19 protein-coding genes, 1 tRNA gene and 2 pseudogenes are annotated in these 25246 nt (G+C 44.7%); 17 read left to right on the forward strand and 5 right to left on the reverse strand.

Annotated features, from left to right (window positions below; genetic code table 11):
* Positions 1-63 precede the first annotated feature (63 nt).
* The 5 genes from HXT44_RS01210 (at position 64) to HXT44_RS01230 (ending at position 4170) form a co-directional block, all read left to right on the forward strand.
* Positions 64-1059: a DNA-directed RNA polymerase subunit alpha gene (locus HXT44_RS01210; RefSeq protein ID WP_004574084.1), complete on the forward strand. Its 996-nt coding sequence runs from the start codon at positions 64-66 to the stop codon at positions 1057-1059.
* 77 nt (positions 1060-1136) lie between these two features.
* Positions 1137-1571 (forward strand): 50S ribosomal protein L17, encoded by a 435-nt coding sequence (rplQ, locus tag HXT44_RS01215; protein ID WP_004129014.1) that lies wholly within the window; start codon positions 1137-1139, stop codon positions 1569-1571.
* A 127-nt stretch (positions 1572-1698) separates the two neighbouring features.
* On the forward strand, positions 1699-2958 hold the full coding sequence (locus HXT44_RS01220) for an Mbeg1-like protein (RefSeq protein ID WP_004109646.1): 1260 nt from the start codon (positions 1699-1701) through the stop codon (positions 2956-2958).
* 118 nt (positions 2959-3076) lie between these two features.
* Positions 3077-3994 carry a tRNA pseudouridine synthase A gene (locus HXT44_RS01225; protein ID WP_421782967.1) on the forward strand — a complete coding sequence of 306 codons (918 nt, stop codon included), beginning with the start codon at positions 3077-3079 and terminating at the stop codon, positions 3992-3994.
* A 90-nt stretch (positions 3995-4084) separates the two neighbouring features.
* Positions 4085-4170: transfer RNA gene (locus HXT44_RS01230), tRNA-Ser, on the forward strand.
* Between the two features lie 782 nt (positions 4171-4952).
* Here HXT44_RS01230 and HXT44_RS01235 read toward each other — a convergent pair.
* The gene (locus HXT44_RS01235) at positions 4953-5954 is read right to left on the reverse strand and encodes a hypothetical protein (RefSeq protein ID WP_012913831.1); all 1002 of its coding nucleotides are present in this window, start codon (positions 5952-5954) and stop codon (positions 4953-4955) included.
* Between the two features lie 171 nt (positions 5955-6125).
* Between HXT44_RS01235 and nusA the strand changes: the two genes are divergently transcribed.
* The 10 genes and pseudogenes from nusA (at position 6126) to HXT44_RS01285 (ending at position 17953) form a co-directional block, all read left to right on the forward strand.
* Entirely contained in the window at positions 6126-7208 is a 1083-nt protein-coding gene (gene nusA / locus HXT44_RS01240; protein ID WP_012913832.1) for a transcription termination factor NusA, read from the forward strand.
* A 318-nt stretch (positions 7209-7526) separates the two neighbouring features.
* Positions 7527-7674 (forward strand): annotated as a pseudogene (locus HXT44_RS01245) (translation initiation factor IF-2 N-terminal domain-containing protein); the annotation flags it as partial.
* A 383-nt stretch (positions 7675-8057) separates the two neighbouring features.
* A pseudogene (gene infB, locus HXT44_RS01250) lies at positions 8058-10391 on the forward strand (translation initiation factor IF-2); the annotation flags it as partial.
* Positions 10392-10393: 2 nt separating this feature from the next.
* Positions 10394-10948 carry a 30S ribosome-binding factor RbfA gene (gene rbfA / locus HXT44_RS01255; RefSeq protein ID WP_004109626.1) on the forward strand — a complete coding sequence of 185 codons (555 nt, stop codon included), beginning with the start codon at positions 10394-10396 and terminating at the stop codon, positions 10946-10948.
* 48 nt (positions 10949-10996) lie between these two features.
* Positions 10997-12100 carry a tRNA pseudouridine(55) synthase TruB gene (gene truB, locus HXT44_RS01260; RefSeq protein WP_421782970.1) on the forward strand — a complete coding sequence of 368 codons (1104 nt, stop codon included), beginning with the start codon at positions 10997-10999 and terminating at the stop codon, positions 12098-12100.
* Between the two features lie 61 nt (positions 12101-12161).
* The gene (gene ribF, locus HXT44_RS01265; RefSeq protein WP_004105442.1) at positions 12162-13406 is read left to right on the forward strand and encodes a bifunctional riboflavin kinase/FMN adenylyltransferase; all 1245 of its coding nucleotides are present in this window, start codon (positions 12162-12164) and stop codon (positions 13404-13406) included.
* 121 nt (positions 13407-13527) lie between these two features.
* Complete coding sequence (locus HXT44_RS01270) at positions 13528-14571, forward strand: ADP-ribosylglycohydrolase family protein (protein WP_410310964.1); 1044 nt, start codon at positions 13528-13530, stop codon at positions 14569-14571.
* 54 nt (positions 14572-14625) lie between these two features.
* Positions 14626-15750, forward strand: a complete 1125-nt coding sequence (locus HXT44_RS01275; protein ID WP_076002624.1) for a PfkB family carbohydrate kinase — start codon at positions 14626-14628, stop codon at positions 15748-15750.
* A gap of 79 nt (positions 15751-15829) precedes the next feature.
* A complete protein-coding gene (locus tag HXT44_RS01280) occupies positions 15830-17353 on the forward strand; it encodes a purine-cytosine permease family protein (RefSeq protein WP_421782972.1) in 1524 nt (507 codons plus the stop codon).
* A gap of 42 nt (positions 17354-17395) precedes the next feature.
* Entirely contained in the window at positions 17396-17953 is a 558-nt protein-coding gene (locus tag HXT44_RS01285; protein ID WP_064621690.1) for a cysteine hydrolase, read from the forward strand.
* A 28-nt stretch (positions 17954-17981) separates the two neighbouring features.
* On the opposite strand, the gene radA is transcribed toward HXT44_RS01285, so the two are convergent.
* Positions 17982-19451, reverse strand: coding sequence for a DNA repair protein RadA (gene radA / locus HXT44_RS01290; protein ID WP_102703353.1), 1470 nt, complete (start codon positions 19449-19451; stop codon positions 17982-17984).
* A 107-nt stretch (positions 19452-19558) separates the two neighbouring features.
* Between radA and HXT44_RS01295 the strand changes: the two genes are divergently transcribed.
* Positions 19559-20215: a hypothetical protein gene (locus HXT44_RS01295; protein WP_004109607.1), complete on the forward strand. Its 657-nt coding sequence runs from the start codon at positions 19559-19561 to the stop codon at positions 20213-20215.
* Between the two features lie 104 nt (positions 20216-20319).
* The gene (locus HXT44_RS01300) at positions 20320-20409 is read left to right on the forward strand and encodes a 30S ribosomal protein bS22 (RefSeq protein WP_004268639.1); all 90 of its coding nucleotides are present in this window, start codon (positions 20320-20322) and stop codon (positions 20407-20409) included.
* A gap of 716 nt (positions 20410-21125) precedes the next feature.
* On the opposite strand, the gene rpiA is transcribed toward HXT44_RS01300, so the two are convergent.
* The 3 genes from rpiA to pgm form a co-directional block, all read right to left on the reverse strand.
* Positions 21126-21824, reverse strand: coding sequence for a ribose-5-phosphate isomerase RpiA (rpiA, locus tag HXT44_RS01305; protein ID WP_004110197.1), 699 nt, complete (start codon positions 21822-21824; stop codon positions 21126-21128).
* Between the two features lie 598 nt (positions 21825-22422).
* Positions 22423-23508, reverse strand: a complete 1086-nt coding sequence (locus HXT44_RS01310; RefSeq protein WP_004110200.1) for a ribonuclease H family protein — start codon at positions 23506-23508, stop codon at positions 22423-22425.
* Positions 23509-23543: 35 nt separating this feature from the next.
* Positions 23544-25217, reverse strand: a complete 1674-nt coding sequence (gene pgm / locus HXT44_RS01315; RefSeq protein ID WP_004574076.1) for a phosphoglucomutase (alpha-D-glucose-1,6-bisphosphate-dependent) — start codon at positions 25215-25217, stop codon at positions 23544-23546.
* Positions 25218-25246: the final 29 nt, after the last annotated feature.

The raw sequence follows: 25246 nt of genomic DNA on the forward strand, positions 1-25246 counted from the left end.
ATCCATCCAACCCGCTTATGGGCGGCGAGTGCACCACCGACCAGAAGCTGAAAGGATACCAAAGTGCTTATCGCACAGCGTCCGACACTTACCGAGGAATCACTGAATCCCCAGCGTTCTCGCTTTACTATTGAGCCGCTGGAACCAGGTTTTGGCTACACTCTCGGCAATTCGCTGCGTCGTACCTTGTTAAGCTCTATTCCAGGTGCTGCCGTTACTTCGGTTCGCATCTCTGGAGCTTTGCATGAGTTTACGACTCTGCCAGGTGTTGAAGAAGATGTCACTGAAATTCTGCTGAACATCAAGGGCATCGTGCTCACGAGTGAGTACGACGAGCCTGTAGTGATGTATTTGCGCAAGAATGGTAAAGGTGAGGCCACTGCTGGAGATATTACTCCTCCAGCCGGTGTTACTATTGCTAATCCTGACTTGCATATTGCTACACTCGCAGAAGATGGTGAACTTGAAATTGAGTTTACTGTTGAACGCGGTCGCGGCTACGTGCCAGCTCAGATGAACAAGCAGGAGAACAGCGAAATCGGCCGCATTCCTGTGGATTCGATCTACTCACCAGTTTTGAAGGTGAGCTATAAGGTCGAAGCTACCCGCGTGGAACAGCGCACGGACTTCGATAAGCTCATCCTGGATGTGGAAACCAAGCCAGCTATTACACCGCGTGATGCAGTTGCATCTGCAGGCTCGACTTTAGTTGAGCTTTTCGGTCTTTGCCGTGAGCTTAACGTTGATGCTGAAGGTGTTGAAGTTGGTCCAGCGCCAACTCATGATGAAGCTGATTCTCAGTTGGCTATACCGATTGAAGATATGAATTTTACTCAGCGTAGCTATAATTGCTTGAAACGTGAGGGTATTCATACAGTCGGCGAACTGGTAGTTCACACTGAGCAGGATTTGCTCGATATTCGTAATTTCGGCATGAAATCCATCGATGAAGTTAAAGAGAAGTTGCAGGCAATGGGTCTGTCTTTGAAGGCTTCACCGATTGGCTTCGACGCCAATAATCTCGAAGGTGGCACTTTCTTCTCGCCTGAAGACGAGTAAGTTCCGCCTGCAATCGTCGTAACGTTCGGATGTTCGGGTTGATGCCCACCTGAACGATGCGACAATAAGGAGTAATAATGCCTACACCGAAACAAGGCCCTCGTCTGGCTTCTAGCCCGGCTCATGAGCGCCTGATGCTGGCCAATATGGCGACCAGCCTCTTCCAGCACGGTCGTATCGTAACGACGTTGCCAAAGGCAAAGCGTCTTCGTCCGCTTGCTGAGCGTTTGATTTCGTTCGCTAAGCGTGGCGATTTGCATTCGCGTCGTCGTGTGTTGCGTGTAATTCGCAACAAGTCCGTGGTTCACGTGCTTTTCACTCAGATTGCTGAGCAGATGAAGCAGCGTGAAGGTGGTTACACACGTATCGTGAAGATTGCTCCACGTCGTGGTGATACCGCTCCTCAGGCAATTATTGAGCTCGTAACTGAGCCAGTAAGCCCAAAGAAGGCTGTTGTGAAGGAAGCTGAAGCAGCTACCAAGGTTGCAGCTAAAGAAGAAGCTGCCGAGTAGTTTGCATTCCAGCTTTACGCATCGGTAAAGTGAATCTTAAAGCAAGCGTTTAATCGCTTCTTGAAGAATTGCTAAAACGAGTCGAGGATTTCCTCGGCTCGTTTTTTGTTTGTATTATTATTAAGTTATGCCGAATATTTTGGATCAAGTAAGAAGCGATTTTCGTACTTTTGCTCAAAGAAGTTTTAATTCTGTTGATGCTTTGATTTTGTGTGAGCTTTCATACATAAATATGCCAAAATCTATTCCGCTATATAACAGTGAGTCAAAAGTTATTTCGACTACGCCTATTTACGATCTGCTACGTTTTGAAGATTTTTCGTCGATGTTTTCTTCTGGAGTAGCTAAGGTTGATAAGTTTCGTCAAGAGTTACTTTTTGCAGTTGCAGCTAATCCGCGCTACAGAGGTATTAAAGTAGGGGAAATTCTTGAACGATTTGATAAATCGAATGCTCATGAATCTTGTGAACAGCAGTTTGCTGGTGTTACTTTTGACCTTAGTTCTTGTGAAGGAATTGATAATCCGAATACTATTGTTGTTGCTTTTAGAGGAACTGATAATACGCTTGTTGGGTGGAAAGAAGATTTTAATATGGCCTTTCGCTGCCCAATTCCAGCTCAGGAGTCAGCAGCAGAATATTTAATTTCTGTAACACAAAGATATAGTAAATATATTGCAAAAAAAGCTAGTTTATTACAAAAAATTTCCTCGTTTTTCGCAAAATCAACTAATTCGAAGCGTGACAATTGCGATAACAATAATAAGCGCGATAATAATAACAAGCGCAATAACAGCCCGAATATTATTGTCACAGGTCATTCAAAAGGTGGGAATATGGCGTCCTATGCTACTATGCGATTGGATGCGGAAAATGAAAAACTTGGCAATCTTGTATCTAAAATTTATTCAATGGATGGGCCGGGTTTTGCAAATGATGTAGTAGATACTAGCGTTTTTTCGTGCGTGGCAAGTCGAATAGAGAAAGTTGTGCCGCAATCTTCGATTATTGGGCTTCTTATGGATAATGGATTGCCATATAAAGTAGCTAGGGCTGATTCTGTTGGTTTAATGCAACATTTTGGCATGTATTGGCATGTTGAGGATGGTGATTTTGACTATCGAGATGAAGTTACTGCTCGCGCTGCTGCAATCGCAAAAGCTATGAATTCTTGGATGTTTGATTTGCCTGTTGAGGAACGAAAACGCAGGATTGATAGTGTGTATAACGTTTTGTCGAGTTTAGGTTATCCTACTTTTGATTTATTGGGTTCTCATTGGTCTGAGCTTGTGCCAAAATTACTTGGAATGGCAACGCACTTGGATGCGAAGTCTTATGAGCTTATACGCGGAATTATTGCTGCTGTTGCTGGCGTAGGCGTGAAGTAACTGTGGTGAAGCAAGCTTTATGAGTAACTGTAGATGGAAAGTAATACTAAGCGGAAGCAACTGTAAACGGAATTTAATTGCGGAATTATTTAGTTATGACGAATGGAAGGTTTTTTAAATGCGACTTCGCTTAGATTTAGCGTATGATGGCGGCGGATTTTACGGTTGGGCTAAGCAGCCTACTTTGCGCACCGTGCAGGGTGAAATTGAGGGGGCTTTGCATACAGTATTGCGCGTTCCAGAAGGGGATTCTGCTGAGCCGTTGCGCCTTACTGTGGCTGGACGTACGGATACGGGCGTGCATGCATCGCATCAGGTTTGTCATCTTGATGTTTGTGAAGAAACTTTATTGCGATGCGTAGGTCATACCGGATTGGACGGTGTTTGCGCGCTCGAGTACAGGCTTAAGCATGTTTTGCCACAAGATATTTCGTTGCATAAGGTTAGCGTTGCGCCCATTGGTTTTGATGCACGCTTTTCTGGGTTAGAGCGCACGTATGTGTATCGTATTTGCGACGCTTCTGATTATTGTGATTATGACCCTCGTATGCGCGGTTTTGTTTTGAAACTTGATGATGTTTTGGATGTTGATGCAATGAACCAGGCTGCGAGGCTTATGATTGGCCTTCACGATTTTGGATCTTTTGCGCGCCCTAATCCTGGAGGCACTACTATTCGCGATGTAAAAAGTGCCTGTTGGGAACGCGTGGGAACGCGTGCTAATGACGTGCGCGTTAAGCTTAAAACTGGATGCGTGCCGCCTGTTGAGCAGGGTTTGCTTGAGTTTACTATTGTTGCTGATGCTTTCGCTCACAATATGGTGCGCTCTCTTGTGCAAGCTTGTGTGCAGATTGGGTGTGGTAAGCGCACGCTTGATTGGTTTGTTGAGAAGATTAATACGCCGCTTCGAGAAGGTTCTACTGGTCCTATTGCGCCGCAAGGTTTGACTTTAGAATATGTGGCGTATCCGCCAGATAATGAGCTTGCAGAGCGTGCAGAAAAGATTCGCGCTCGCCGTGATTCTGCTGAGTTATAGCGTTTCAACTCGCCATAAATTTATATTCGCGCCATGGTTTACAATTGAAAAGTTGCGTTTGCGCGCGATTTTGTTGCGCGAATCGTAAGTGGATGAATGTCCGAGCGGTCTAAGGAGCACGCCTCGAAAGCGTGTGAGGGTAAAATCCTCCGCGAGTTCGAATCTCGCTTCATCCGCAGAATAATAAGCTTCAAGCGTATTTCGCGCTTGAAGCTTTTTTATTCTGCCGAGCTTGCTCAGGTTGGAAGCACAGTGTGCTTCCAACGCAAGCGAGGTCTTTCTGCGTCAATAAAGACGCAGAAAGTGTGGGCTAGTGTGTTTAACGTAGTGTGTTAGGTTTGTGTTGCCGTATTTCGCGCTTGAAGCTTTTTAGGGTTATAGGCCAAAAAGTGTGTAAAGCTAAGCTGATGAGTATTCTGTGGCATAAACTAGCCTCAGCACTGTTAAAAACTCAGTCAAGTATCTTAAGAAAGTAACGGTCATATGTTACTCGCGCAGTACGTAATCTGCGTTAGTAACAGCCTTTGACGATTTATTGTTAAATACTCAGCTAATACATGCTTCGAACGCCGCTTAACATAAGAAATAACCTACATTCGATATACTGCGAGCCTTACTGCTATAAGGGTTATGAGCTTATTTTTTACACACTTTTTGTCCAGGTGGCGAATGTGCAGAAAACAGATTCGATTACCGCAAAACCCTTGTATTGCAAGGTCTAAGACATGATTTCTTACACACTTTTTGGCCTATAACCCTAATCCGCGCGAACTTTCTCTCGCGTTTGGAGTGTTTGAGGTTGTGTGACCCTCCATCTGTGAGAGAGTCTCCTCGTGTTTGGAGCGTTTTGTTTTGGAAATTGCTCCAAACGTGCGCAACTTATCTCGCGTTTGTGGTTAAGTCCTATTTTGTGTGTAAAAGGGAATGCCCTATAGGCTAAAAGCCCCAAGGTTAAGTTTTACTTCAAAATAAGCTTTGTATCAGTAGGATACCCAAGTTCATAAGCTCTTAACAGTCTAGATGTGATTAATTGCACAATTGCATTTTTAAGAGTTTGTTGGGCGCGCATTACAGAATCGTTATCATCGCTTTTTGCAGTAACGTTATTCTCGGATGCATTATTATTTTTTGACGTAATCGTTATTATTTGATTAAAAGCAGCTAGTTCTTCTCTAGCGCAATCCATGTAAGCTATAGCGGTAATCGGCAGATCTTTTCCGCTTACTGAATCATGTGTTTTTCCGCTTTCTAACGTCTCTTGAGGAATATCGTAAACTTTTTTGCGCAAGTCTGTTCCTTCTCCTGCAGCTCGCATAAGAGTTTGAGCATTTGTCGACGCCATATCGCTGTATTCCAATGCAATATTTTGCTCTTTTCGCGCTGCTAGTGTCTGTAAAATAAAAGCAAGTTTGTCTTCAGCTTCTGCAGCTTGAGCCAAGGGCTGATGTGTCCATTTGAAGTTTTTGTAATGATTTATTACTTCTATAAGATTCGCGTATGAATCATGCTCCATTTGTTGCGCTGTTGTAGTTTTTGTATTTTCTGAGCTTTCGTTTCCGCTTTTATTGCTTACATTATTTGAATTTTCGTCACTATTTTTCTTTGAAAGCATTTCCCATTGAGCTTGCGTGCTGTATACAATACTTTCGCTTAATCTTCCTGGGCATTGCTGAGCGACAGTTTTCCAATATTTCGCTGCAGTTTCAAAATCCTTAAGGGATGTGTTATTCTGGTTCTTTTTGATTTCGCGCTGCCTTTTTTGCGCAAGCCTGTATGCTTTAGCACATGCATTTTCTGGAGCTGCTGTGTGAACTGTATGCTCGACATGAATGTTTTGCAATGTTCCGCAAGCTGTTAGCAGTGGAGATATTAAAACGCATATAAGAAGCACGAGTGCTCTGGCAATACTGCGTTTTACTTGTTTGTATATATCATTTAACAAAACATAAAGTGTCTGCATAATCTACTAAAATAGCCACTGACTGTGACCAATATCGATTTATTAATTTGGTATTTGTTCTAAGTCTGTAACAATTAAAGCTAGCTGTTATTAGAAGAAAAAGATAAGTGTGCTCTAATAGTTACAATTGATAATCATAAATTAATGCGTTATAACGAGAGGACGTGCGCGATGGAATTGGATTTGGCGGGAATGCATCAGCTTGCGGCACAGCAGGGGATTAATGCCGAGGAGCTGGACGAGGCGCTCGCCGAGGCCTTGCGTCTTGCGTATATGAAAACCGCTCATCCTGCAAAGCATGTGCGAGTTGAATTGGACGAACGTGCAGGTTCGTTCACTGTGTGGGCTAGGGATGAAATTCCTGGTAAACCTACTGAAGATAACCCGTATCCAGCTCCAACGCTGGGAGAGGAGTATGACGATACTCCGCGTGATTTTGGTCGTTTAGCTGCTGCGACGGCTCGTCAAGTTATTAGTCAAATTTTCCGTAAAGCTGAAGATGATCGCGTATTTGGTGCGTTTTCTGGTCAAAAAGGCAAACTTATCAACGGCATCATTCAACAAGACGCAAAAGATAACACTAACATCCACGTTGCTGTTGGAGATGTTGAAGCTATTTTGCCGCGTCGCGAGCAGGTTCCAGGTGAACGTTACCGCCATGGTGAGCGTATTCGCGTATATGTCGTAAATGTTGCGCGTGGTCTGCGTGGTCCAGAAATTGTTGTTTCACGTTCACATCCTGAATTAGTTCGTCGTCTTTTTGAGCGAGAAGTGCCGGAACTTGTTTCTGGAGCAGTTTCTATTATGTCGATTGCACGTGAAGCCGGAGCTCGCACAAAGATTGCTGTTAGAGCTAATACTGAAGGTGTGAATCCAAAGGGTGCTTTAATTGGTCCTGGCGGTTCACGCGTGCGTGCTGTAATGGAAAACTTGGGTCAAGAGAAAATTGATATTGTCGATTGGTCGTCTGATCCAGCAAAGTTTGTTGCTGCTGCTCTTTCGCCTGCTACTGCTACACAAGTGCAAGTAGTGAGTGAAAAGAATCAAACTGCAGTTGCTTTTATTCATGATGCTCAGCTTTCTCTTGCTATTGGTAAAGAAGGTCAGAACGCTCGTTTGGCTGCAAAGTTGACTGGTTGGAAGATTGGTATTGAGTCTGCGGAAGAGCATGCTAAGAAGGTTGCTGCAGCTCAAGCACAAAATGCTCAGCCTGCTTCAGCTGATTTGAATAATAACGCATCTGCTGCTGAATAGATTGTTAATTGAGAAGTGCTAAATATTTTTAGATTGATATTTCCGCAATGTTTAGCACTTCTTGATTGTTTATTTTGTTAGTGGTGTGCAAATAAAGTAGTCTCTCGCGTGGCATTTAGCGACACTCGAGTCAATCCAACGTTTCGAGTATGCTAAAAGCTGGAATCTGGGCGAAAGGCAATCGCCATCGTCCGGCGGGAGACGAGGTATAAGATCATGGTCGCACGATGATATATCGCACGATAATAAATAATAAGCTCGCAATAATGTAAAGTGGTCGCGTGTACTAGCGCTGCCACAGACAGAGGAGAACACTGAGTGGTTAAAAAGCGCGTGTATGAACTGGCCAAAGAATTTGGTGTAGACAGTAAAACCGTGTTGGAGCGTTTGAAGAGCATGGGCGAATTTGTTAAGTCTGCTTCTTCAACAGTTGAGGCTCCAGTAGTTCGTCGTTTGCAAACAGCGTTAGCATCTGACGGAAATAAGTCCGAAAAGGCATCTAGTGCAAGTAAGCCTGCTGCGCCAAAAGCTAAGCCTCAAGCTAAGCCGCAGGCTAAACCTCAAGCTAAAGATTCGTCACACAGTGATTCTGTAGCTGGCTCTTCTGCTAACCAGCCTGTGCACAACACAGCTTCTCATTTTGTTCCAAAGCCGGGTGCAAATCATACTCGTTCAAACAATCCTTCGCGTTCTAATGCTGCTGCCGGCGAAAATAGAAAAAATGATCGTCGCAATGATAATCGTGATAATCGCGGCGAATCGCGACAGCAAGCTCAAGGTCAATCTCACTCAGATCGTTCACAGATGCCTCCTCGCCCTCGTCCGCACCAGAATGCACAAGGTGCAGGCGCATCTGCTCCACGTCCTGGTAATAATCCGTTTAGCCGTAAGCAAGGTATGCGTGCTCCTACACCTGGAGATATTCCACGTCCTCATCCGATGTCTCGTCCTGGTGCTGAAAATGGCCGCGGTGGTCGTCCAGGTCAAGCTGGCTCTGGACCTCAAGGTTCGCGTGGTGAACGTGCAGAACGCGGTGGCCGCTCGCGTGGTGGCCGCTCTGGTCAAGGCGGCGCACGCTCATCGCAGTGGTCGGGTCAGCGTCGTGGTCAAGGTGGCGCAGGTGCTGGCTCTGGTGCATCTTCTCGCCCATCTGCAGAATCTCGTTTTGCATCTCAAGGAGCTAGCTTCCAGGCTGCTGCAGCAGGCGCACCTAATGGTGGTCCATCGCGTGGCGGCGGTCGCGGTCGTGCAGGAGCTGCAGGCGCATTCGGTCGTCAAGGTGGTAAATCTTCTAAGGCTCGTAAGAATCGTTTAGCGAAACGTCGTGAATACGAAGAGCTTAAAGCACCAGTGATTGGCGGCGTGCGTATTCCTTCTGGTAACGGCGCTACGATTCGCTTGCGTCAAGGCGCAACTCTTTCTGATTTGGCAGAAAAGATCGATGTAAATCCAGCAGCTTTGGTAACTGTTCTCTTCCACTTGGGTGAGATGGCAACAGCTACACAATCTTTGGATGAGTCGACATTCCAAATTTTGGGTGAAGAAATCGGTTGGAATATCATCATTGTTTCTGCTGAAGAAGAAGATAAAGAGCTTTTGCAGCAGTTTGACATCGATTTGGACGAAGAAGAGCTGCAAGAAGATGACGATTTGCAATCTCGTCCGCCTGTTGTTACTGTTATGGGTCACGTCGATCACGGTAAAACTCGCTTGCTTGATACCATCCGTAAGTCGAATGTTATCGATCGCGAAGCAGGTGGCATTACTCAGCGTATCGGTGCTTATCAAGTAACTGTAAATCTTGAAGGAAAACCTCGTAAGATTACGTTCCTCGATACTCCAGGTCACGAAGCGTTTACTGCTATGCGTGCTCGCGGTGCTGAGCTTACAGACGTTGCAATTCTTGTTGTTGCAGCAGACGACGGCGTAATGCCTCAGACTGTTGAAGCTATTAACCACGCTCAAGCTGCTCATGTGCCAATTGTTGTGGCTGTGAACAAGATTGATGTTGAAGGTGCTAATCCTGAAAAGGTTCGCGGTCAGCTTACAGAATACGGTTTAGTTGCTGAAGAATACGGCGGCGACACCATGTTTGTGGATATTTCTGCAAAGCAGGGCACTAACGTCAATAAGCTTCTTGAAGCTGTGTTGTTGACTGCTGACGCTGAGCTTGATCCTAAGGCAAATCCAAATATGGATGCTCGCGGTGCAACTATCGAAGCTCGACTCGATAAGGGTCGTGGTGCTGTTGCTACTGTTCTTGTGCAGCAAGGTACTCTTCACGTTGGTGATTCTATCGTTGCTGGCACTTCTTATGGTCGTGTGCGCGCTATGCTTGACGAGAACGGCAAGCATTTGCAGGATGCGGCTCCTTCCACTCCTGTTCAGGTGCTTGGTTTGACTTCTGTTCCAACCGCTGGCGACTTGTTCTTGGTTACTTCGGACGACCGTTCTGCTCGTCAAATTGCTGAAAAGCGTGCAGCTACAGAGCGTGCAGCTCAGCTTGCTAAGCGCCGCAAGGTTGTGTCTCTTGAAAGCCTTAAGGAACAGTTCGCTAAGTCTGAAGTTGACATGCTGAACATCGTTATTAAGGGCGATTCTTCTGGTTCTGTTGAAGCTTTGGAAGATTCCTTGATGAAGATTGAGGTCTCTGAGGAAGTTGGCATCCAGGTTATTCACCGCGGTGTTGGTGCAATTACTCAGAATGATGTGAACTTGGCAACTGTCGATAAGGCTGTGATTATTGGCTTCAACGTGCGTCCAAACCGTCAGGTTGCTGATTTGGCTGAACGCGAAGGTGTGGAGGTTAAGTACTACTCGGTTATTTACAAGGCAATCGAAGATATCGAAGCTGCTTTGAAGGGTATGCTTAAGCCAGAATTTGAAGAGGTTGTCACTTCTCACTCTGAGATTCGCGAAATCTTCCGTTCTTCCAAGTTCGGCAATATTGCTGGTGTTATGGTTCAAGATGGCGAAGTCAAGCGCGGTACGAAGTGCCGTATTTTGCGCGACGGCGTTGCTACAGTCAACGACCTGGAGATTTCCAGCTTGCGTAGGTTTAAGGATGACGTGCAATCCGTTAGCGAAGGTTACGAAGCTGGTATTAATCTCGGCAGCTTCAATGACATTGAGCTTGGCGATATAATCGAAACCTTTGAAATGAAGCAGATTGAGCGCAAGTAATTATGGCAGGAACGAATCCTAGAGCTGCACGTATTGCAGCATTAATTCAGCGCGTAATCGCTTCTAATATGGAATCGCATTTGCATGATAAGCGTTTGGCGAGTGTGACTATTACGGAAGTGCGCGTTACGAACGATTTGCAAATTGCAAAGGTTTACTGGACGCAACTTGGTCACGAAGGTAAAGAGCAGGGTGAGCGTCAGCGTGCAGCACAAGCTTTGCAGCAGGCTCACGGTCGACTGCGCTCTTTGGTCGGTGCAAAAGCTGGATTGCGTTTGACTCCCCAATTGCAATTTATTTATGACGAAGTGCCATCTGAAGCGCACGAAATTGAGGATATTCTTGTTGCAGCTCGTCATCGTGATGAAGAATTAGCTAAATTGCGTGAAAATGCTAAGTATGCTGGCGATGTCGATCCATATAAGAAGCCGCGCGAAGTTGAAGAATCTGACGATGACTTTGACGATGATAATTTCGACGACGACGATTTTGACGACGACGATGACTTTGAAAGCGACGACTTTGAAGGCACGTCTGAATCGTCTGACAACAATTAAATCTCAAAGCAAACTCAATGTGAATCGTATAGTAGCTAGATTTAACTTATGTGCATACCAGATTCAGGATTACTGCTTGTAGATAAGCCTCAGGGCGTTACAAGTCACGATATTGTTGCATGCGCTCGTCATTTGTTGCATACAAAGCGAGTTGGGCACGCAGGAACGCTTGATCCTATGGCAACAGGATTGCTAATCATAGGTTTTGGCAACGCAACGCGACTTTTAAATTACATGTTGGGGCACAATAAAACCTATGAAGCAGTAATCCGCTTAGGAGAAGCAACTACTACTGATGACGCAGAAGGTGAGATTCTTCCGGATACTGCATTAAATATAGGTCCGGGGGTTCATGTCGATAATGACGACACGTCTTTTGAAAAGTCACTGTCTTTTGAGCGAATTAAGCAAGTTGTTAGCGAAAATTTAGTAGGCAAAATTATGCAAGCTCCTACTGCTTTTTCTGCTATTAAAATTAATGGTCAACGAGCTTATGATTTAGCGCGCGAAGGAAAATCAGTAGAGATTGCTCCTCGAGAGATATTTGTTAGTGATTTTTCAGTAAGTAATCCTCGAATTACTAGGGGAGTGAGTGGGAAACTCGTATGCGATATATCTGCAAAAGTTTCTTGCAATAGTGGAACATATATTCGCGCTTTAGCTCGTGATTTAGGTCGCTTACTAGGAGTTGGTGGACATCTTACTCAGCTTCGTCGCACTAGCATTGGTGATTTTTCGGTTGCTGATTCGCGAGTTCTTAAACTTCGCGCTCAAATGCGAGAATTTACTGATCGCAATGGAGTATTGCAGCATCGCTCAAAAGCAGTTCCTAGTGACGATTTTGACGCAAATAATATGCTTCCTAAAATTTGCTTAAATATGATGGATGCAGCTTCGCATTCTCTTCCAACTTTAAGCATTGATGAGAATCAAGCTAAAGACTTACGTTTTGGGCGCTGGATTGAGCTTAAATCTGGCATAAATTACGAAAATTATCCTGCAATAGCGTACGTTCCAAACGCAAATACTGAGGAATGTGACGTTGTTGCAGTAGTTGAATTGACAAAAAATATAAAAAGTAATCAAATCAAACCAATTGTGGTATTTCCGGCAAGCGAGAAGACTGGTAAACTAGATAAGTATTTAAAATAACGAATTGCGTATTTTGCGTAGTTTGCTTGAGTAATGCTTGAACGCGGATAGTAAGGATATCATGAAGGTCATCGACATTCGACCAGATGCCAACGGCATGATTAATTGGCCAACGTTAAGTGCGGAGCGTAAAGCGGTTGTTACCATTGGCGTATTCGACGGTATGCACAAAGGTCATCGCGAGGTTATTCGTCGTACTGTGGATCTTGCGCATCGTCATGGAGCGTTTTCAGTAGTGATTATGTTTGATCCGCGTCCAAGCGTAGTGCATGCTAATCCTGATTTATACGATGATTTTGGCGACGTTAATTCTAAACTCCCGGACGATCCGGATGCTCTTACAAGCGTGCGTCAACGTTTGCGTGTGATGTCACAGTTGGATGTTGATCATGTTGTGATTGTGCGCTACAGCCTTGCTTTTGCTGCAAAATCGTACCGTTTCTTCTTAGGTCAGCTCGTTGGAAAGCTTGGTATGCGAGCATTAGTTCTTGGCTCTGATGCTGCGCTTGGTGCTCGTCGTGCTGGTGATATTAAAGCAATTCGTGAGTTGTCTCAAGCAACTGGAGTTTTTGAGCTTATTGAAGTAGAGGATTTGGGTCCAGATGACGTTCGCGTGCCTGATCCTATTGTTCGTGAAGTTCCACAGGAACCTGGAGATCCTAAAGATCCTTCTGAGGGCATGAATAAAGCTGAATATCGTGCTTGGAGCAAGAGCATGCCAAATAAGAAAGTGCGTGCTTGGAGTTCTACAAATGTGCGCTGGATGTTGGCTACTGGTCGAGTCAAAGAAGCGCGTGAAATTTTGGATCAGCCGCATCGCGTTGAAGGAACAGTAGTTCATGGAGACGAGCGTGGGCGCGAGATTGGATTCCCAACAGTAAATCTTGGCGAAAAAATTGAAGGCTATGTGCCAGTTGATGGCGTGTATGCAGGCTGGGTTGTTGATTTAGATGCTGACAATAAGAACGATGTCAGACCATCGAAAAATGCTGTTCCAGATGTGAGTGTTTTGCGTCGTGATGAGCTTCATTTAGGCGTTCATTCTCCGTGGCGTTGGCCTGCTGCGATTTCTATTGGAACTAAGCCAACATTTAATAAAGATGGCGAAGAAGATGCAGAGCGCACTGTTGAAGCTTACGGATTGTTCGACGATTGGAAAGACTTGTACGGGCATCGTGTTTGCATTGAGTTTGCTAGTTTCTTGCGTCCGCAACAGGCTTTTGACTCAGTTGACGCGCTAAAAGATATGCTCAAAGCTAATGTTGAGCAAGTGCGCGAGATTACAGATGCTGAAGCTGAAGTCTGATTTTGATATTTGTGTTTAGTTGTGCTTAGTTGCTTTTAGTTGCGATTATTTGTGCTAGTTGCTTTTAGTTTATAGCCCAAGTGCTTTTAAAATTGTGTTTGCTAAAGCATAAAATATACTTATGATAAACGCATCAATCAATCTTGAGCAAAGTGAAACATATAATCGCGCGTTTGGAGCTATTGTTGGTCTTGCTATAGGCGATGCGCTTGGAATGCCAACTCAAAGTATGAGCGCTCAAAGCATACGCCGTTTTTATGGCGGTCCAATTACAAGGTTAATGGATGCTGTAAGTCAGCAGCCAATCGCGCCAAATATGAAAGCAGGTTCCGTAACTGATGATACGGAGCAAGCTTTTTTACTTGCTGAACGCATAATCGCAGATAATGGCAATATTGACAACAACAAGTATGCGCAAAATCTTTTAGATTGGGAAGATGCAATGCGCGAAAAAGGTTCCTTGGATTTGCTAGGACCGTCAACTAAGTCAGCTTTAAAAGCGCTTGTAAATGGAGTAAGTCCTGAAGAAACAGGCAAATTTGGCACAACTAATGGTGGTGCAATGCGTGCGACGCCAATTGGCATTGCTTTCAAACCAGGTGAATCTCTCGCTAATGCAGCCAGAAAATCATGCTTAATTACTCACAATACGACTCAAGGAATTGAATCTACAACTCTTATTGCTGCGGCAGTAAGTTTAGGTATTGAAGGTTGTGAGAATCCGCTTAAAGAAGCAATAAAATTCGTAAAATCGCTTCCAAAGTATGGCAATTGGAGCGCAAAAGCAAGCGTTATAAGTAGGGTCGAATTTTTCACTAAAAAAGCTGAAGAGTTGAGTTTCGCATCTGTTAGTGACGAAGAATTTGCGGAAATACTCCAAAATGATTGTGGTACAAGTGTTGAAGCTAATGAATCCGTAGCTGCAGCTTTCGCAATTGCAACTCGCTTTGCGAATGAACCAACCAAAGCTGCGTGTTTTGCAGCATCGATTGGCGGAGATACTGATACGATTGCTGCAATGTGCTCTGCGATGTTGGGCTCACAGTATGGGTTGCAAGTATTCGATGAAAAAATACGAGAACGCGTTTTAGAGAATTTGCGAATTGAACACTGCTATGACGTAGAAAAGACAGTGTATGATTTGTGCTTAATTAGAAAAAATTAGAAGATTGAGAAAAGTGGAGAATATGCTGCATAGTAGCTTTCAGAGGCGATTGCAATGTACGAATCAAACATAAGCTTGAATGAAAAAGCAAGTTTGGTAGTGCCGCAGGTAATCTCACTTGGCCAAATTATCGTAGATGTAACTATGAAAGTTAGCTCTGTTCCTAAGCCTGGTGAAGACATATTTGCAAACTCTTATAGTATGAGCGCTGGTGCAAGTTACAACATGCTATTTGCTGCAAGTCAAATGGGAGCTAAAGCGCAATGGGCTGGCGTTTTGGGTGAAGGCTATTTTGCAAATATTATTTCTAAAGCTTTAAACGAAGCGCATATTTCGCATATTGGCACAAAAAATTCCATGCTTGATTCAGGATTTTGCATAGCTCTTACGGATAAAAGCGCAGAGCGAACTTTTATATCTACTAAAGGTGCAGAAACTAGTGGTGACGAGCATGCTTTTGACTTAGTAAACCCAAATCCGCAAGATGTTGTGTACATTAGTGGATACACATTTGTGAGTCCTATAAAGCGCGCGCTTTTGCGGTTTATGTTAAGAACATGCGGTTCAATTAGTAGTGCTTCAAGTAGTGCTTTAGAGAGTTCTTTTGATAAACACAAGCGCCGGTTTACAGCGATTTTTGATGCGTCTCCAATGATTGCAAATATTTTAGATGAAGATTTAAAAGCTTTGATTGACTACGCGCCAATTTGGTTGTGTAATGCTAGAGAAGCTGAGATTTTAGCAAAAAGGCTTAACGCTTGGGGAAATGACGAAATCGAAGATGATTGCAGCGAAGATGCTGACGAAAGCAAAGTTGCTGATAGCAAAAACTTTAATGACAAAATAAATAATCAACTTACAAAACGAAAGATTGAGCGTTTACAGCGTGCGTTAAAAGCTCCGCTCATCGTTCATGCAGGATCTCACGGAGCTTGGGTGTGTGATTTAGGTAAAGAAGCCGAGCATATTAAAGGATTTCAAGTAAAAGCAGTAGATACGAATGGAGCTGGCGATGCTCATACTGGCGTACTTGCGGCTTGTATAGGCTACAAAATGACACTTAAGCAGGCTGTTTTATGCGCGAATGCTGCAGCTGCTATTGCTGTCACAAAATATGGGCCTGCAACGTGTCCTACAAAAAAGGAGATAGAAGATTTTATTAAAACAAATGTTTATTAACACCAACATTTAATGGATTTTCTTAAATTATCCACAAATCTATAAAACAAAATCAATATAAAAAGAAGCTAGGTGAAAAATGAGTAAATCTCAAGTAGGAGAATCTAAAACTCAACAAGCCACAGACTCGTCGAGTCAACATTCCTTAAGCATTGAGGAACAAGGCATAGACACAATAAGTGAAAGTGAGCGTAAAGGAACGCCATCAAGCCTATTCTGGCCGTGGTTTGCATCAAATATTTCTGTATTTGCAATGTCGTACGGAGCGTGGGCGCTTGGTTTTGCAATATCCTTCTGGCAGGCAACGCTGATGACAATAATCGGCGTAATTGTGTCATTCCTGCTGGTTGGAGTGATTTCAATAGCCGGCAAACGTGGAAACGCGCCAACAATGGTATTGACTCGCGCAACGTTCGGTGTACGTGGAGCAAACATTCCAGCAGCACTAAGTTGGATTGCAACGCTCGGATGGGAGATTTCTCTAGCAATAACTGCCGTTCTTGCAATGGCAACAGCCGCAGAAAAGATCGGCTGGGGTAGTGGTATGAGTGTTAAAATCGTGAGCACAATCATCGTAGTTGGATTAATTGTAATTGTTGGAATTTACGGCTACGACTTAATTATGAAGTGCCAGCAAGTTATAACAATTGTAACGGGAATAATCACTCTTGGATTCTTCGTACTAGGCTGGGGACACATAAACTTTGCTGCGATTGGTCAAATTCCAAACGGATCTCTTCCTGCAATGCTCGGTTGCTGCTTCTTCGTTATGACTGGCTTCGGCATAGGATGGGTTAATGTTGCTGCTGATTACTCAAGATACTTGCCTAGAAAATCTTCAAATAGCGGAATCGTTTTTTGGACTACTTTTGGAGCGTCAATTGCAAACGTGTTCCTAATTTTCTACGGTCTTCTACTCGCAGCTTCTAATATGAAATTAGCTCAAAACGTTGGAAACGACCCGATTGGAGCAATTGCGGCAATCTTGCCAGCGTGGTATTTGATTCCGTACACGATTGTAGCGGTTCTAGGACTTATGTCTGGAGCAATTATGGACAATTATTCAAACGGTCTTGCGTTGCTATCTTTTGGAATACGTATTCCTAGAACTGTTGCAGCAATTATTACTGCAATTCTAACTACTCTTGGTGTTGTTTATGTCACGTTCTTCTCCGACACATTTATTGGACCATTCCAAGGCTTCTTAACAACTTTGGGAGTGCCAATGGCTGTTTGGGCTGGAATGTTTACTACGGATGTGCTTGTTCGCAAAAAAGATTATTGCACTGAGGACTTGTATAAGCCGGAAGGTCGCTATGGCGCTTGGAATGTTAAAGCTTTTACAATTCTTTGCGTTGGAACGATTGTTGGATGGGGTTTGGTCGTAAACTCTGCAGCGAAATGGCTTACATGGCAAGGTTATTTGCTTTGGCTTGTTGGCGGAAAATCAAGTAGCTGGGCTGGTGCAAACTTGGGCGTAATAGTTGCGCTACTAATCGGCTTAATTGGCTCTTTAATTTTCCAGCGTAAAGATATTGCTAAGCAAGAAGCGGATTTGCCAACAAGCGAAGTAGGTTTGCAGACAAGCGAAATTGCAGAATAAAAATAAAAATGAAAAAGGATATTCGTATGAAAGGATATTCAAATGATTAAAGAAGACGAATGGTTAGTGGTAATCGACAGACAGCGCGTTTTTTGCGAAAGTGAGTGGTCGACTTGGGCGTGCGCAGATCACACTTACGATTCAACAACCGAAGCTTTTACAAAACTTGCAAAAGCCTATGGTAATCGAGTAATTTACACGCGCTATGTAGCACCGCTTAAGCCAGAAAACGCTTGGGTTGACTATTTTAAAGATTGGCCACAATTCCTCGTAAAACCTGACGACCCAATGTATGACTTCACTCCAGAAACAGCAGAACTTGCGGAAGGTCACACTGTAGTTACTTGCGAAACTTTTGGAAAGTGGGGTACGAAGCTTAAAGCTGCATTAGGCGAATGTCACAAAATAACAATTTGCGGAGTCGCAACAGATTGTTGCGTACTAACAACCGCTTTAGCTGCAGCAGATAATGGCGTTGCTGTGCGTATCGCAGAAGATGCTTGTGCAGGAAGCACGCCAGAAAATCATAAGCTAGCTCTTAAAACTATGGAGCTTTTTACGCCGCTTATAACAGTGTGCAGCACAAGCGAAATCCTTTAAAGTAGTAGCACTTGGGCATTTGCTTAGCTTATAGCCCAAGTGCTTTCAACGCTTCTCGCACTGTGCTAACTTCAATAATTTCTAATCCTGGAATATTAACGTTTTTCCGCATATGGCAAACTATTGCGCGCTTATATCCTATTCGCGCAGCCTCACGCAATCGCGGCTCTATTCTTGGCACTGGGCGAACTTGACCAGTTAAGCTCATTTCGCCAATTGCGCAAGTTTTAGGAGTTACTGCTTTCCCGGCAGCAGCGCTAGCTAAAGCTGCTACGATTGCTAAGTCGCAAGACGGCTCTTTTGCCAACGCTCCTGCAATAGTAGATACGTACAAATCTTTTGCAAGCAAATTAACGCGTCCGTGACGATACAAAACTGCTGTAAGCATTGCAAGACGGTTAGAATCAACACCAGAAACTGCACGGCGAGGAGTGGGCAGGGCTGATTGCGTTACAAGTGCTTGTATTTCAATCGGCAGGCTTCTGTGTCCTTCAAGTGTAAAAGTGACGCAAGTTCCGTCGTTTGTGCCATCTTGCGCATTTTTACCTTGATTATCGTTTTCTGTAGAAGACAAAAACAGTCCGGAAGGATCTGGCACTTCCTCAATTCCTTCACCGCTCATATCGAAGCAGCCAACTTCGTCTGTAGGTCCAAAGCGATTCTTTACGGCTCTTAGCATGCGTAGCGCTGTTTGTGTATCGCCTTCAAATTGACATACTGTGTCAACTAAATGCTCAAGCGTCCGCGGTCCTGCTATTGAACCATCTTTTGTAACGTGCCCAACTAAAAGTATCGGAATATTGTTAGCTTTAGCAACGTCGATAAGTGCGCTCGCAACTTCTCTAACTTGTGTAGAACCGCCTGTAATACCATCTACTTCTTGTGCGGAAATCGTTTGCGCAGAATCGACAATGGCAAGCGTAGGGTGATGCGTTTCAATAAGATCCAGCACAGTGTCAAGATCGCCTGTTGTTGCAAGTAATAAATAATCGTTTACAGCGTTAATTCTAGACGCGCGCAATTTAACTTGCGCTGCTGATTCCTCGCCGGAAATATACAATACCGGGGGAGTGTTGCTTTCTTTTGATTGCTTAGATACGTAAGCTGCTGTTTTTAGAAGTAGTGTTGATTTTCCGATACCTGGCTCTCCTGCTATAAGAGTTACGGAGCCTGGCACAAGTCCTCCGCCTAATACGCGATCGAATTCGCTAAAACCAGTGTGGATGCGCATTGTGTCGTCTGCTTGAATTTCGCTAATTGGTTGCGCGGATGTTGCTGAATCGAGAGTTGAATGTGCGCTATTGCGATTAGAAGTAGTTATGCTATCTGGTGAATATGCGCGCGGTGTACGTGTTGTACGAGATAATCCGCTAACTCGCGCTTCTCTAAACTCGTTCACTGTGCCCCATTCGCCACATTCAGGGCAGCGACCGTACCATTTTGAGCCGCTCCAACCGCATTCAGAGCATAAATAGTGAAGAGTAGATTTACTAGCCATATCTCGACGCTATACGCTTTATTAGACAATCATATTTTGTATTTGTTTTTGATTGTAAAGCGCTTTTGCGTACTAAAAGCGTCATCGCGATGTGACATAATGCAAGTATGTCGAAATCGAATGCTTCAAGTATGAATGCTTCAAAGATGGGTGCGTTGAATATGAATTCCTCAAGTGTCAATAATTCATCACACAGCAAGTTATTAGTTGTGTTGACTTCAGCTGCAGTAATTGTGGTTTTGGCTCTAATTTCAGCATTTATGTGGCCAGGTTGGGCATTAAATCACGAAAACGTTGCGAGCAAAAATCATATGGTAATGCCTAAAACGCCTTCTATACCATCGAAACCTTTGCCAGCATCTTCTACGGCATTGCTTAAGGCTATGCCAGATAGCGTACTTGATTTCGCTCGTGTTGACGCTATACCTAGTGCAACTTGGACTGAATCGTCGCCTTTGGAGGAATATTCTGTTAAGTACTCAACTGGTCAGCCAGATGGGGAAGTGTCTGTAACTGTTGCTCAATGGTCGAATCGCGATTCTGCAAACAAACAGTATGAGGCGTTAGTTGATGGACTTAAGGGTTCTGATATCGCAAGTGGAAAAATTCAAGTTTCTGGCAAGACTTCCGGTAGCTATGTGTTGCGAAATGATGAAAATGATAAATCACAGGCTAGTGCATTGTGGCAGAACGATACCGCTGTTTTTGAAGTGAACGGCGCAAAGCAAGCAGTAGAGCGTTTTTATCACAGATTCCCAATGTAAATTGTTGTAAAAAATGATGTTCTTTGTAATATCACTCCACAAAGTCGTTAAAACGGTGTAACATTAGGCAAGTTGCACACTTTACATAGGAATGGAGGCTTCAGATGGGTTCTGTCATCAAGAAGCGCCGCAAGCGGATGAGCAAGAAGAAGCACCGCAAACTGCTGCGTAAGACTCGTCACCAGCGCAAGTAATTTTCTTGCTATGCGTTGATGCGTGTCTGAACGTTTAGGCACGTAAGACTTTTTTTGAAGCGTCGGTTTTCCCGGCGCTTTTTATTTATTTATATATTTCGCGGATTGTCTTGCAAATATTCGTGTGGTAGAGATTTGAGATTTTTCGCACTGAGCGCGGCGAACGTCAGAGCCGCAGGCTGCTGATTCGCCAAGCGAAGAAGAAAAATCGAAAAATCTCTGCGATAAGGCACGGTTATTAACGATTAAACACGCAGAGTTTGGGGGATTTCTTTACGAGCACTAAAAGAGGACTGCGCATTGACTTGCCGGAGCGCTTAAAGCGTAGTGCGCGGAGGCACTTCAATGCGGAAACTCGCTTAAGTTGGAAGTCCAGTGGACTTCCAACGCGAGTTTCGCAAGCGAGCGTAATAAAACGCGAGCTTATCGTTAAAAAAGTTTAAGAATAGAGCGACGAAGGAACGCTCGCGCGGTCTAGGTGCGCTCGCTACTGAGCTTGCGTTGAAAGCACACCGTGCTTTCAACTTGAGCAAGCTCACGCTCCGAGTTGCTTTCGCGCGCACAATGCTGCGCTCAAGCAGGTCGTAGCGCATGCGAGGAGAGAAATCCCCCAAAACTCGCGCCACACCAAACAAAAACTCGCGCAACAGTAATAAAAAAGTAGAGCCCGTGTTTACGGACTCTACTTTCGTTTTATTTAGTTGCGATTAGTTTCGCTACTTATTTGGGTTGGTAAGCGTGCGAGGGCCGTTAGGATCGCCGACGATCACGGTGTCAACCATGTTCAAGAACAAGCCGTGTTCCACAACGCCAACAGTTTCAATCAAATCCTTCGCCAACTCCTGTGGATGCTCAATGCGCTCCATATGCAAATCAACCACGAAGTTGTTCTCGTCGGTACGAACTTCTTTGCCGTCTGCATCAAGACGTAAAACTGGCTTATATCCGCGCTTTTCGAACTTACGAATCACTTGCGCGGAGCCGAATGGAATCACCTCAACAGGAAGTGGGAACTTGCCAATCGTGTCGACTACCTTGCTTGCGTCAACAATCCACACAATGCGGTCAGAGTTAATAGCCACAATCTTTTCCCAAAGAAGAGCTGCGCCGCCGCCTTTAATTCCGTTGAAATTCTTGTCAACTTCGTCGGAGCCGTCGATTGTAACGTCAATGTGATCCACTTCGTTAATGTCGAGAATCTTAATGCCGTAGCCTTCTGCTTGCTCTTGTGTGCGACGAGAAGTGGTAACTCCCGTAAAGCTCAAGCCTTCTTCCTGAACTCTGCGGCCAAGCTCGTCAACCAAGAAGCGCACTGTAGAGCCGGTGCCAAGGCCAACCATCATTCCATTCTTTACAATCTTTGCGGCTTCAATGCCTGCTGCTTTTTTAAGCGCATCTTGTTGTGCTTTATCCATTATCCCTGCTTTCTTGTTTTTGTTATTCCCGAGTTCGCCGATGAACTTCCATCGCTATTTGCGGGAGAGGCTTTGTGTTTTTATGCGTGCCTCATTTTCGTACATTTCCATATTAGTCTGCGTGCAGATTTTTAGGGCTATGTGCATTTTAATTGTGCCTTCATTCATTCACGGGATATTCGTGTGGTAGAGATTTGAGATTTTTTGCACTGATTGGATGCTTGCACGTTCATGAAGTTTTGCAGTTGCGCTCTGCAGACGTTGAGTATTTATTGCTTAGAGAACACTAGCGTCATTGCTACTGCATGGTGCCACACCAGGCACTCATACCACACCACAGAACGCTAGCGGTTTTATTAGTAGTGGGAGATAGGAATTGCTTGGTCGAGCAATATAAAAGCGGAACGATAGTAATAATCTTGTTGATGAATACTATTTTTGCAGAAAAAGTAAGTAAAAAACTAAACTTAACTATGCAACCGCTAAGCTCAAATAAGGTATAAGAGCGGAGCGCTGCGAGACAAGTAATTCCTATCTCACACAGCCACTTCAGAAATCCGCCAGCCAAACACCACACTAAACGAATTGCAAAAAATAGCTATGAAAGGTAGAAGGCGGTTGGAGATAAATGCAAGGTGCCGTCTGGTTCTACGTAGCCGTTTACGTTGATTGTGCCGGAAATAAAGCGCGCCTCGCCGTTAAAACTTGGGCTTGTGTTTGGTGGTGGAGTAAATTGCAGCACGCCAGAAACACTTAATCCTTGAACTGGTTTAGATGCAGTTTGCGTAACATTTTGCTTTGTTTTTGGAACTTCTTGAACAATAGTTATAGCGTCTTGCTGGTGTGCATCTTGCTGGTGTACATTTTGTTTATTTTCTATTGATAGTGCATCTTTTTCGCTATTTTCTAACGTTTCACGCTTTGTTTCACGCGCTTGTTCGCGCGCTGATTCATTTGCAGATTCAGTTAGATCACTAGTGTTTTTACTATTTTGTGCAGAAAAATCAGGATTAATATCTTCGCCAACTGTGCGTTCAAGATGGTATTTTGCATGAGAAATTTTGCCGTCTAAAAGCATTTTCGCATCACTTGGCACATTCGTACCTTTTGCATATTCAGAAGCAAGAAGCGACTTCCAGCCTTCTAAAGGCAAGTATCCGTCCTTCAAACCATTTCGGCAATCTTCCGCATATCCGCGCGCTAATGTATCAACTTTTTCGTTTCCTTCGTTTCCTGCGTGACCCTTAACCCACACGAATTTTACGGCGCCTTCGCGCTTAGTAATTTCCGCGTCGATTGCTCGAATCAGCTCGGCATTTTTAACAGGTTCATTTTTAGAGTTTTTCCAACCGTTCTTTTTCCATCCGTGAATCCACGTAGTTGCGCAGTTAATAGCGTATTGTGAATCACTTTCGATTGTGAGCGGCTCTCTTCCAGGATGTGCTCGTAAAGCTTCCAAAACCGCGCATAATTCGCCAATTTGATTTGTGCCATTAGTTGCGCCTCCAGCATCTGCATTGCCTGTGTGATGATGTTCGTTAGAGCTACCAGACTCGTCAATGTGATCTGCCCACGCCCAACCCATTGAACCATTCGGGTTTCCGAGCGCGGAACCGTCTGTTGAAACAACAATCATGACAAAACCTTTCAAAAATGCGCCGACTGCAGATTGCAACCAGCGCAATTAGTAGATTTCTTTATTTACGCAAGATTATTACGTTACGCTAAAGCCTTGTCGACTACAGCAGTAGCTTCCTCAAGCACCTTGTCAAGTGCTTCTGGAGAAACGAAGGATTCTGCGTAAACCTTGTAAATATTCTCGGTACCAGATGGGCGAGCAGCGAACCAGTTGTTCTTAGTCGTCACCTTCAAGCCACCAATCTTTGCGCCGTTTCCAGGAGCTTCCGTAAGCTTTGCGGTAATATCCTCACCAGCAAGCTTGGTTGCTTCAACGTCGTCGCCGCTCAAAGCTGCAAACTTCTGCTTTTGCTCAAGTGTTGTTGGGGTATCGACGCGCTTATACCAGCTTTCGCCAAAACGAGCTACCTGATCCTGGTGAAGCTGAGCTGGGTTCTTGCCAGTCTTTGCAGTAATTTCCGCAGCGAGTAAATCAGGAATCAAGCCATCCTTATCGGTGGTCCACACGCGACCATCTTTGCGCAAGAAGCTCATGCCGGAGCTTTCCTCGCCGCCGAAAGCAACTTCGCCGCTAAAGAGTGGGTCAACGAACCACTTGAATCCAACTGGAACTTCCACAAGCTTTGCGTTAATAGAAGCAGCTACGCGGTCGATCAAGGAAGAAGACACAAGCGTCTTGCCGATAGCAGTATTCTTTGGCCAATCCGGGCGAGCGCCGCCGAACAAGTACTCCACGCACACCGCGATGTAATGGTTCGGGTTCATAACGCCCCAGTTCGGGCACACAATACCGTGACGGTCAGCATCTGGATCGGTGCCGCCAACCAAATCGTACTTATCCCAAGCGCCAGCGTTAAGCTGATCAACTAAGCCCTTCATTGCGTAAGGGGAGCTTGGATCCATACGAATCTTGCCATCGTGGTCAATAGTCATGAATCTCCAAGTTGGGTCAACTTCTGGACGCACAACGCCAATGTTCAGGCCATACTTTTCGTTCATAAGTGGCCAGTAGTTTACGCTTGCGCCGCCGAGTGGGTCAATTCCCAAACGCACGCCGCTGGAACGAATCACGTCGAAGTCGATTACGTTTGCCAAATCGCTAACGTAGTGTTCGCGGTAATCGAATCCTTCAACCAAATCAGACTTGATTGCTTCCTCGAAAGGTACGCGCTTTACAGACTTGTAGTTGTCGAGCAATTCATTTGCTCGAGCTGCAATTGCGTTAGTTACTTCTGCAGGGGCAGGACCGCCTGTTACAGGATCGTACTTAAAACCGCCGTCGGTTGGTGGGTTGTGCGAAGGAGTGACGACAATGCCGTCAGCCAAGCCGTCGCCGCTAAAACGCTGAGTGCCGTCGGCTGCGCGATTATGCGTCAAAATAGCTTGGGATACAACAGGAGTTGGCACGAAATCGCCGCGAGAATCCACGCGAACGTGAACTCCGTTAGCAACCAAAACCTCAATAGCGGTCTTTTGAGCAGGCTCAGAAAGAGCATGCGTATCGCGACCAATATAAAGAGGGCCAGTTACGCCAGCTTTTTTGCGATATTCAGCAATAGCTTGTGTAATTGCCACAATATGAGCTTCGTTAAACGAAGTTTTTAAAGCAGAACCACGGTGACCGGACGTGCCGAAAATCACGCGCTGTTCTGGAATGTTGGAATTTGGAACTTCATCATAGTAAGCGCCAACCAAAGCGTCGACGTCGACTAGATCTTCTGGGGTGGCGGGCATTCCCGCATTTTTTGCTACCATAATTTTTTATTTTGCCACGGCGCTTGTAT

This window comes from Gardnerella sp. DNF01198P, from assembly GCF_049244165.1.
GTDB classification, from domain to species: Bacteria; Actinomycetota; Actinomycetes; order Actinomycetales; family Bifidobacteriaceae; genus Bifidobacterium; species Bifidobacterium swidsinskii.

Coding starts and splice junctions, on each gene's coding strand:
- pgm (WP_004574076.1), bottom strand. CDS start 25,217: ATGGTAGCAAAAAATGCGGGAATGCCCGCCACCCCAGAAGATCTAGTC.
- HXT44_RS01295 (WP_004109607.1), top strand. CDS start 19,559: ATGTCGAAATCGAATGCTTCAAGTATGAATGCTTCAAAGATGGGTGCG.
- HXT44_RS01280 (WP_421782972.1), top strand. CDS start 15,830: ATGAGTAAATCTCAAGTAGGAGAATCTAAAACTCAACAAGCCACAGAC.
- rpiA (WP_004110197.1), bottom strand. CDS start 21,824: ATGGATAAAGCACAACAAGATGCGCTTAAAAAAGCAGCAGGCATTGAA.
- nusA (WP_012913832.1), top strand. CDS start 6,126: ATGGAATTGGATTTGGCGGGAATGCATCAGCTTGCGGCACAGCAGGGG.
- HXT44_RS01235 (WP_012913831.1), bottom strand. CDS start 5,954: ATGCAGACACTTTATGTTTTGTTAAATGATATATACAAACAAGTAAAA.
- rbfA (WP_004109626.1), top strand. CDS start 10,394: ATGGCAGGAACGAATCCTAGAGCTGCACGTATTGCAGCATTAATTCAG.
- HXT44_RS01285 (WP_064621690.1), top strand. CDS start 17,396: ATGATTAAAGAAGACGAATGGTTAGTGGTAATCGACAGACAGCGCGTT.
- HXT44_RS01300 (WP_004268639.1), top strand. CDS start 20,320: ATGGGTTCTGTCATCAAGAAGCGCCGCAAGCGGATGAGCAAGAAGAAG.
- HXT44_RS01275 (WP_076002624.1), top strand. CDS start 14,626: ATGTACGAATCAAACATAAGCTTGAATGAAAAAGCAAGTTTGGTAGTG.
- truB (WP_421782970.1), top strand. CDS start 10,997: ATGTGCATACCAGATTCAGGATTACTGCTTGTAGATAAGCCTCAGGGC.
- rplQ (WP_004129014.1), top strand. CDS start 1,137: ATGCCTACACCGAAACAAGGCCCTCGTCTGGCTTCTAGCCCGGCTCAT.
- radA (WP_102703353.1), bottom strand. CDS start 19,451: ATGGCTAGTAAATCTACTCTTCACTATTTATGCTCTGAATGCGGTTGG.
- HXT44_RS01220 (WP_004109646.1), top strand. CDS start 1,699: ATGCCGAATATTTTGGATCAAGTAAGAAGCGATTTTCGTACTTTTGCT.
- HXT44_RS01225 (WP_421782967.1), top strand. CDS start 3,077: ATGCGACTTCGCTTAGATTTAGCGTATGATGGCGGCGGATTTTACGGT.
- HXT44_RS01270 (WP_410310964.1), top strand. CDS start 13,528: ATGATAAACGCATCAATCAATCTTGAGCAAAGTGAAACATATAATCGC.
- ribF (WP_004105442.1), top strand. CDS start 12,162: ATGAAGGTCATCGACATTCGACCAGATGCCAACGGCATGATTAATTGG.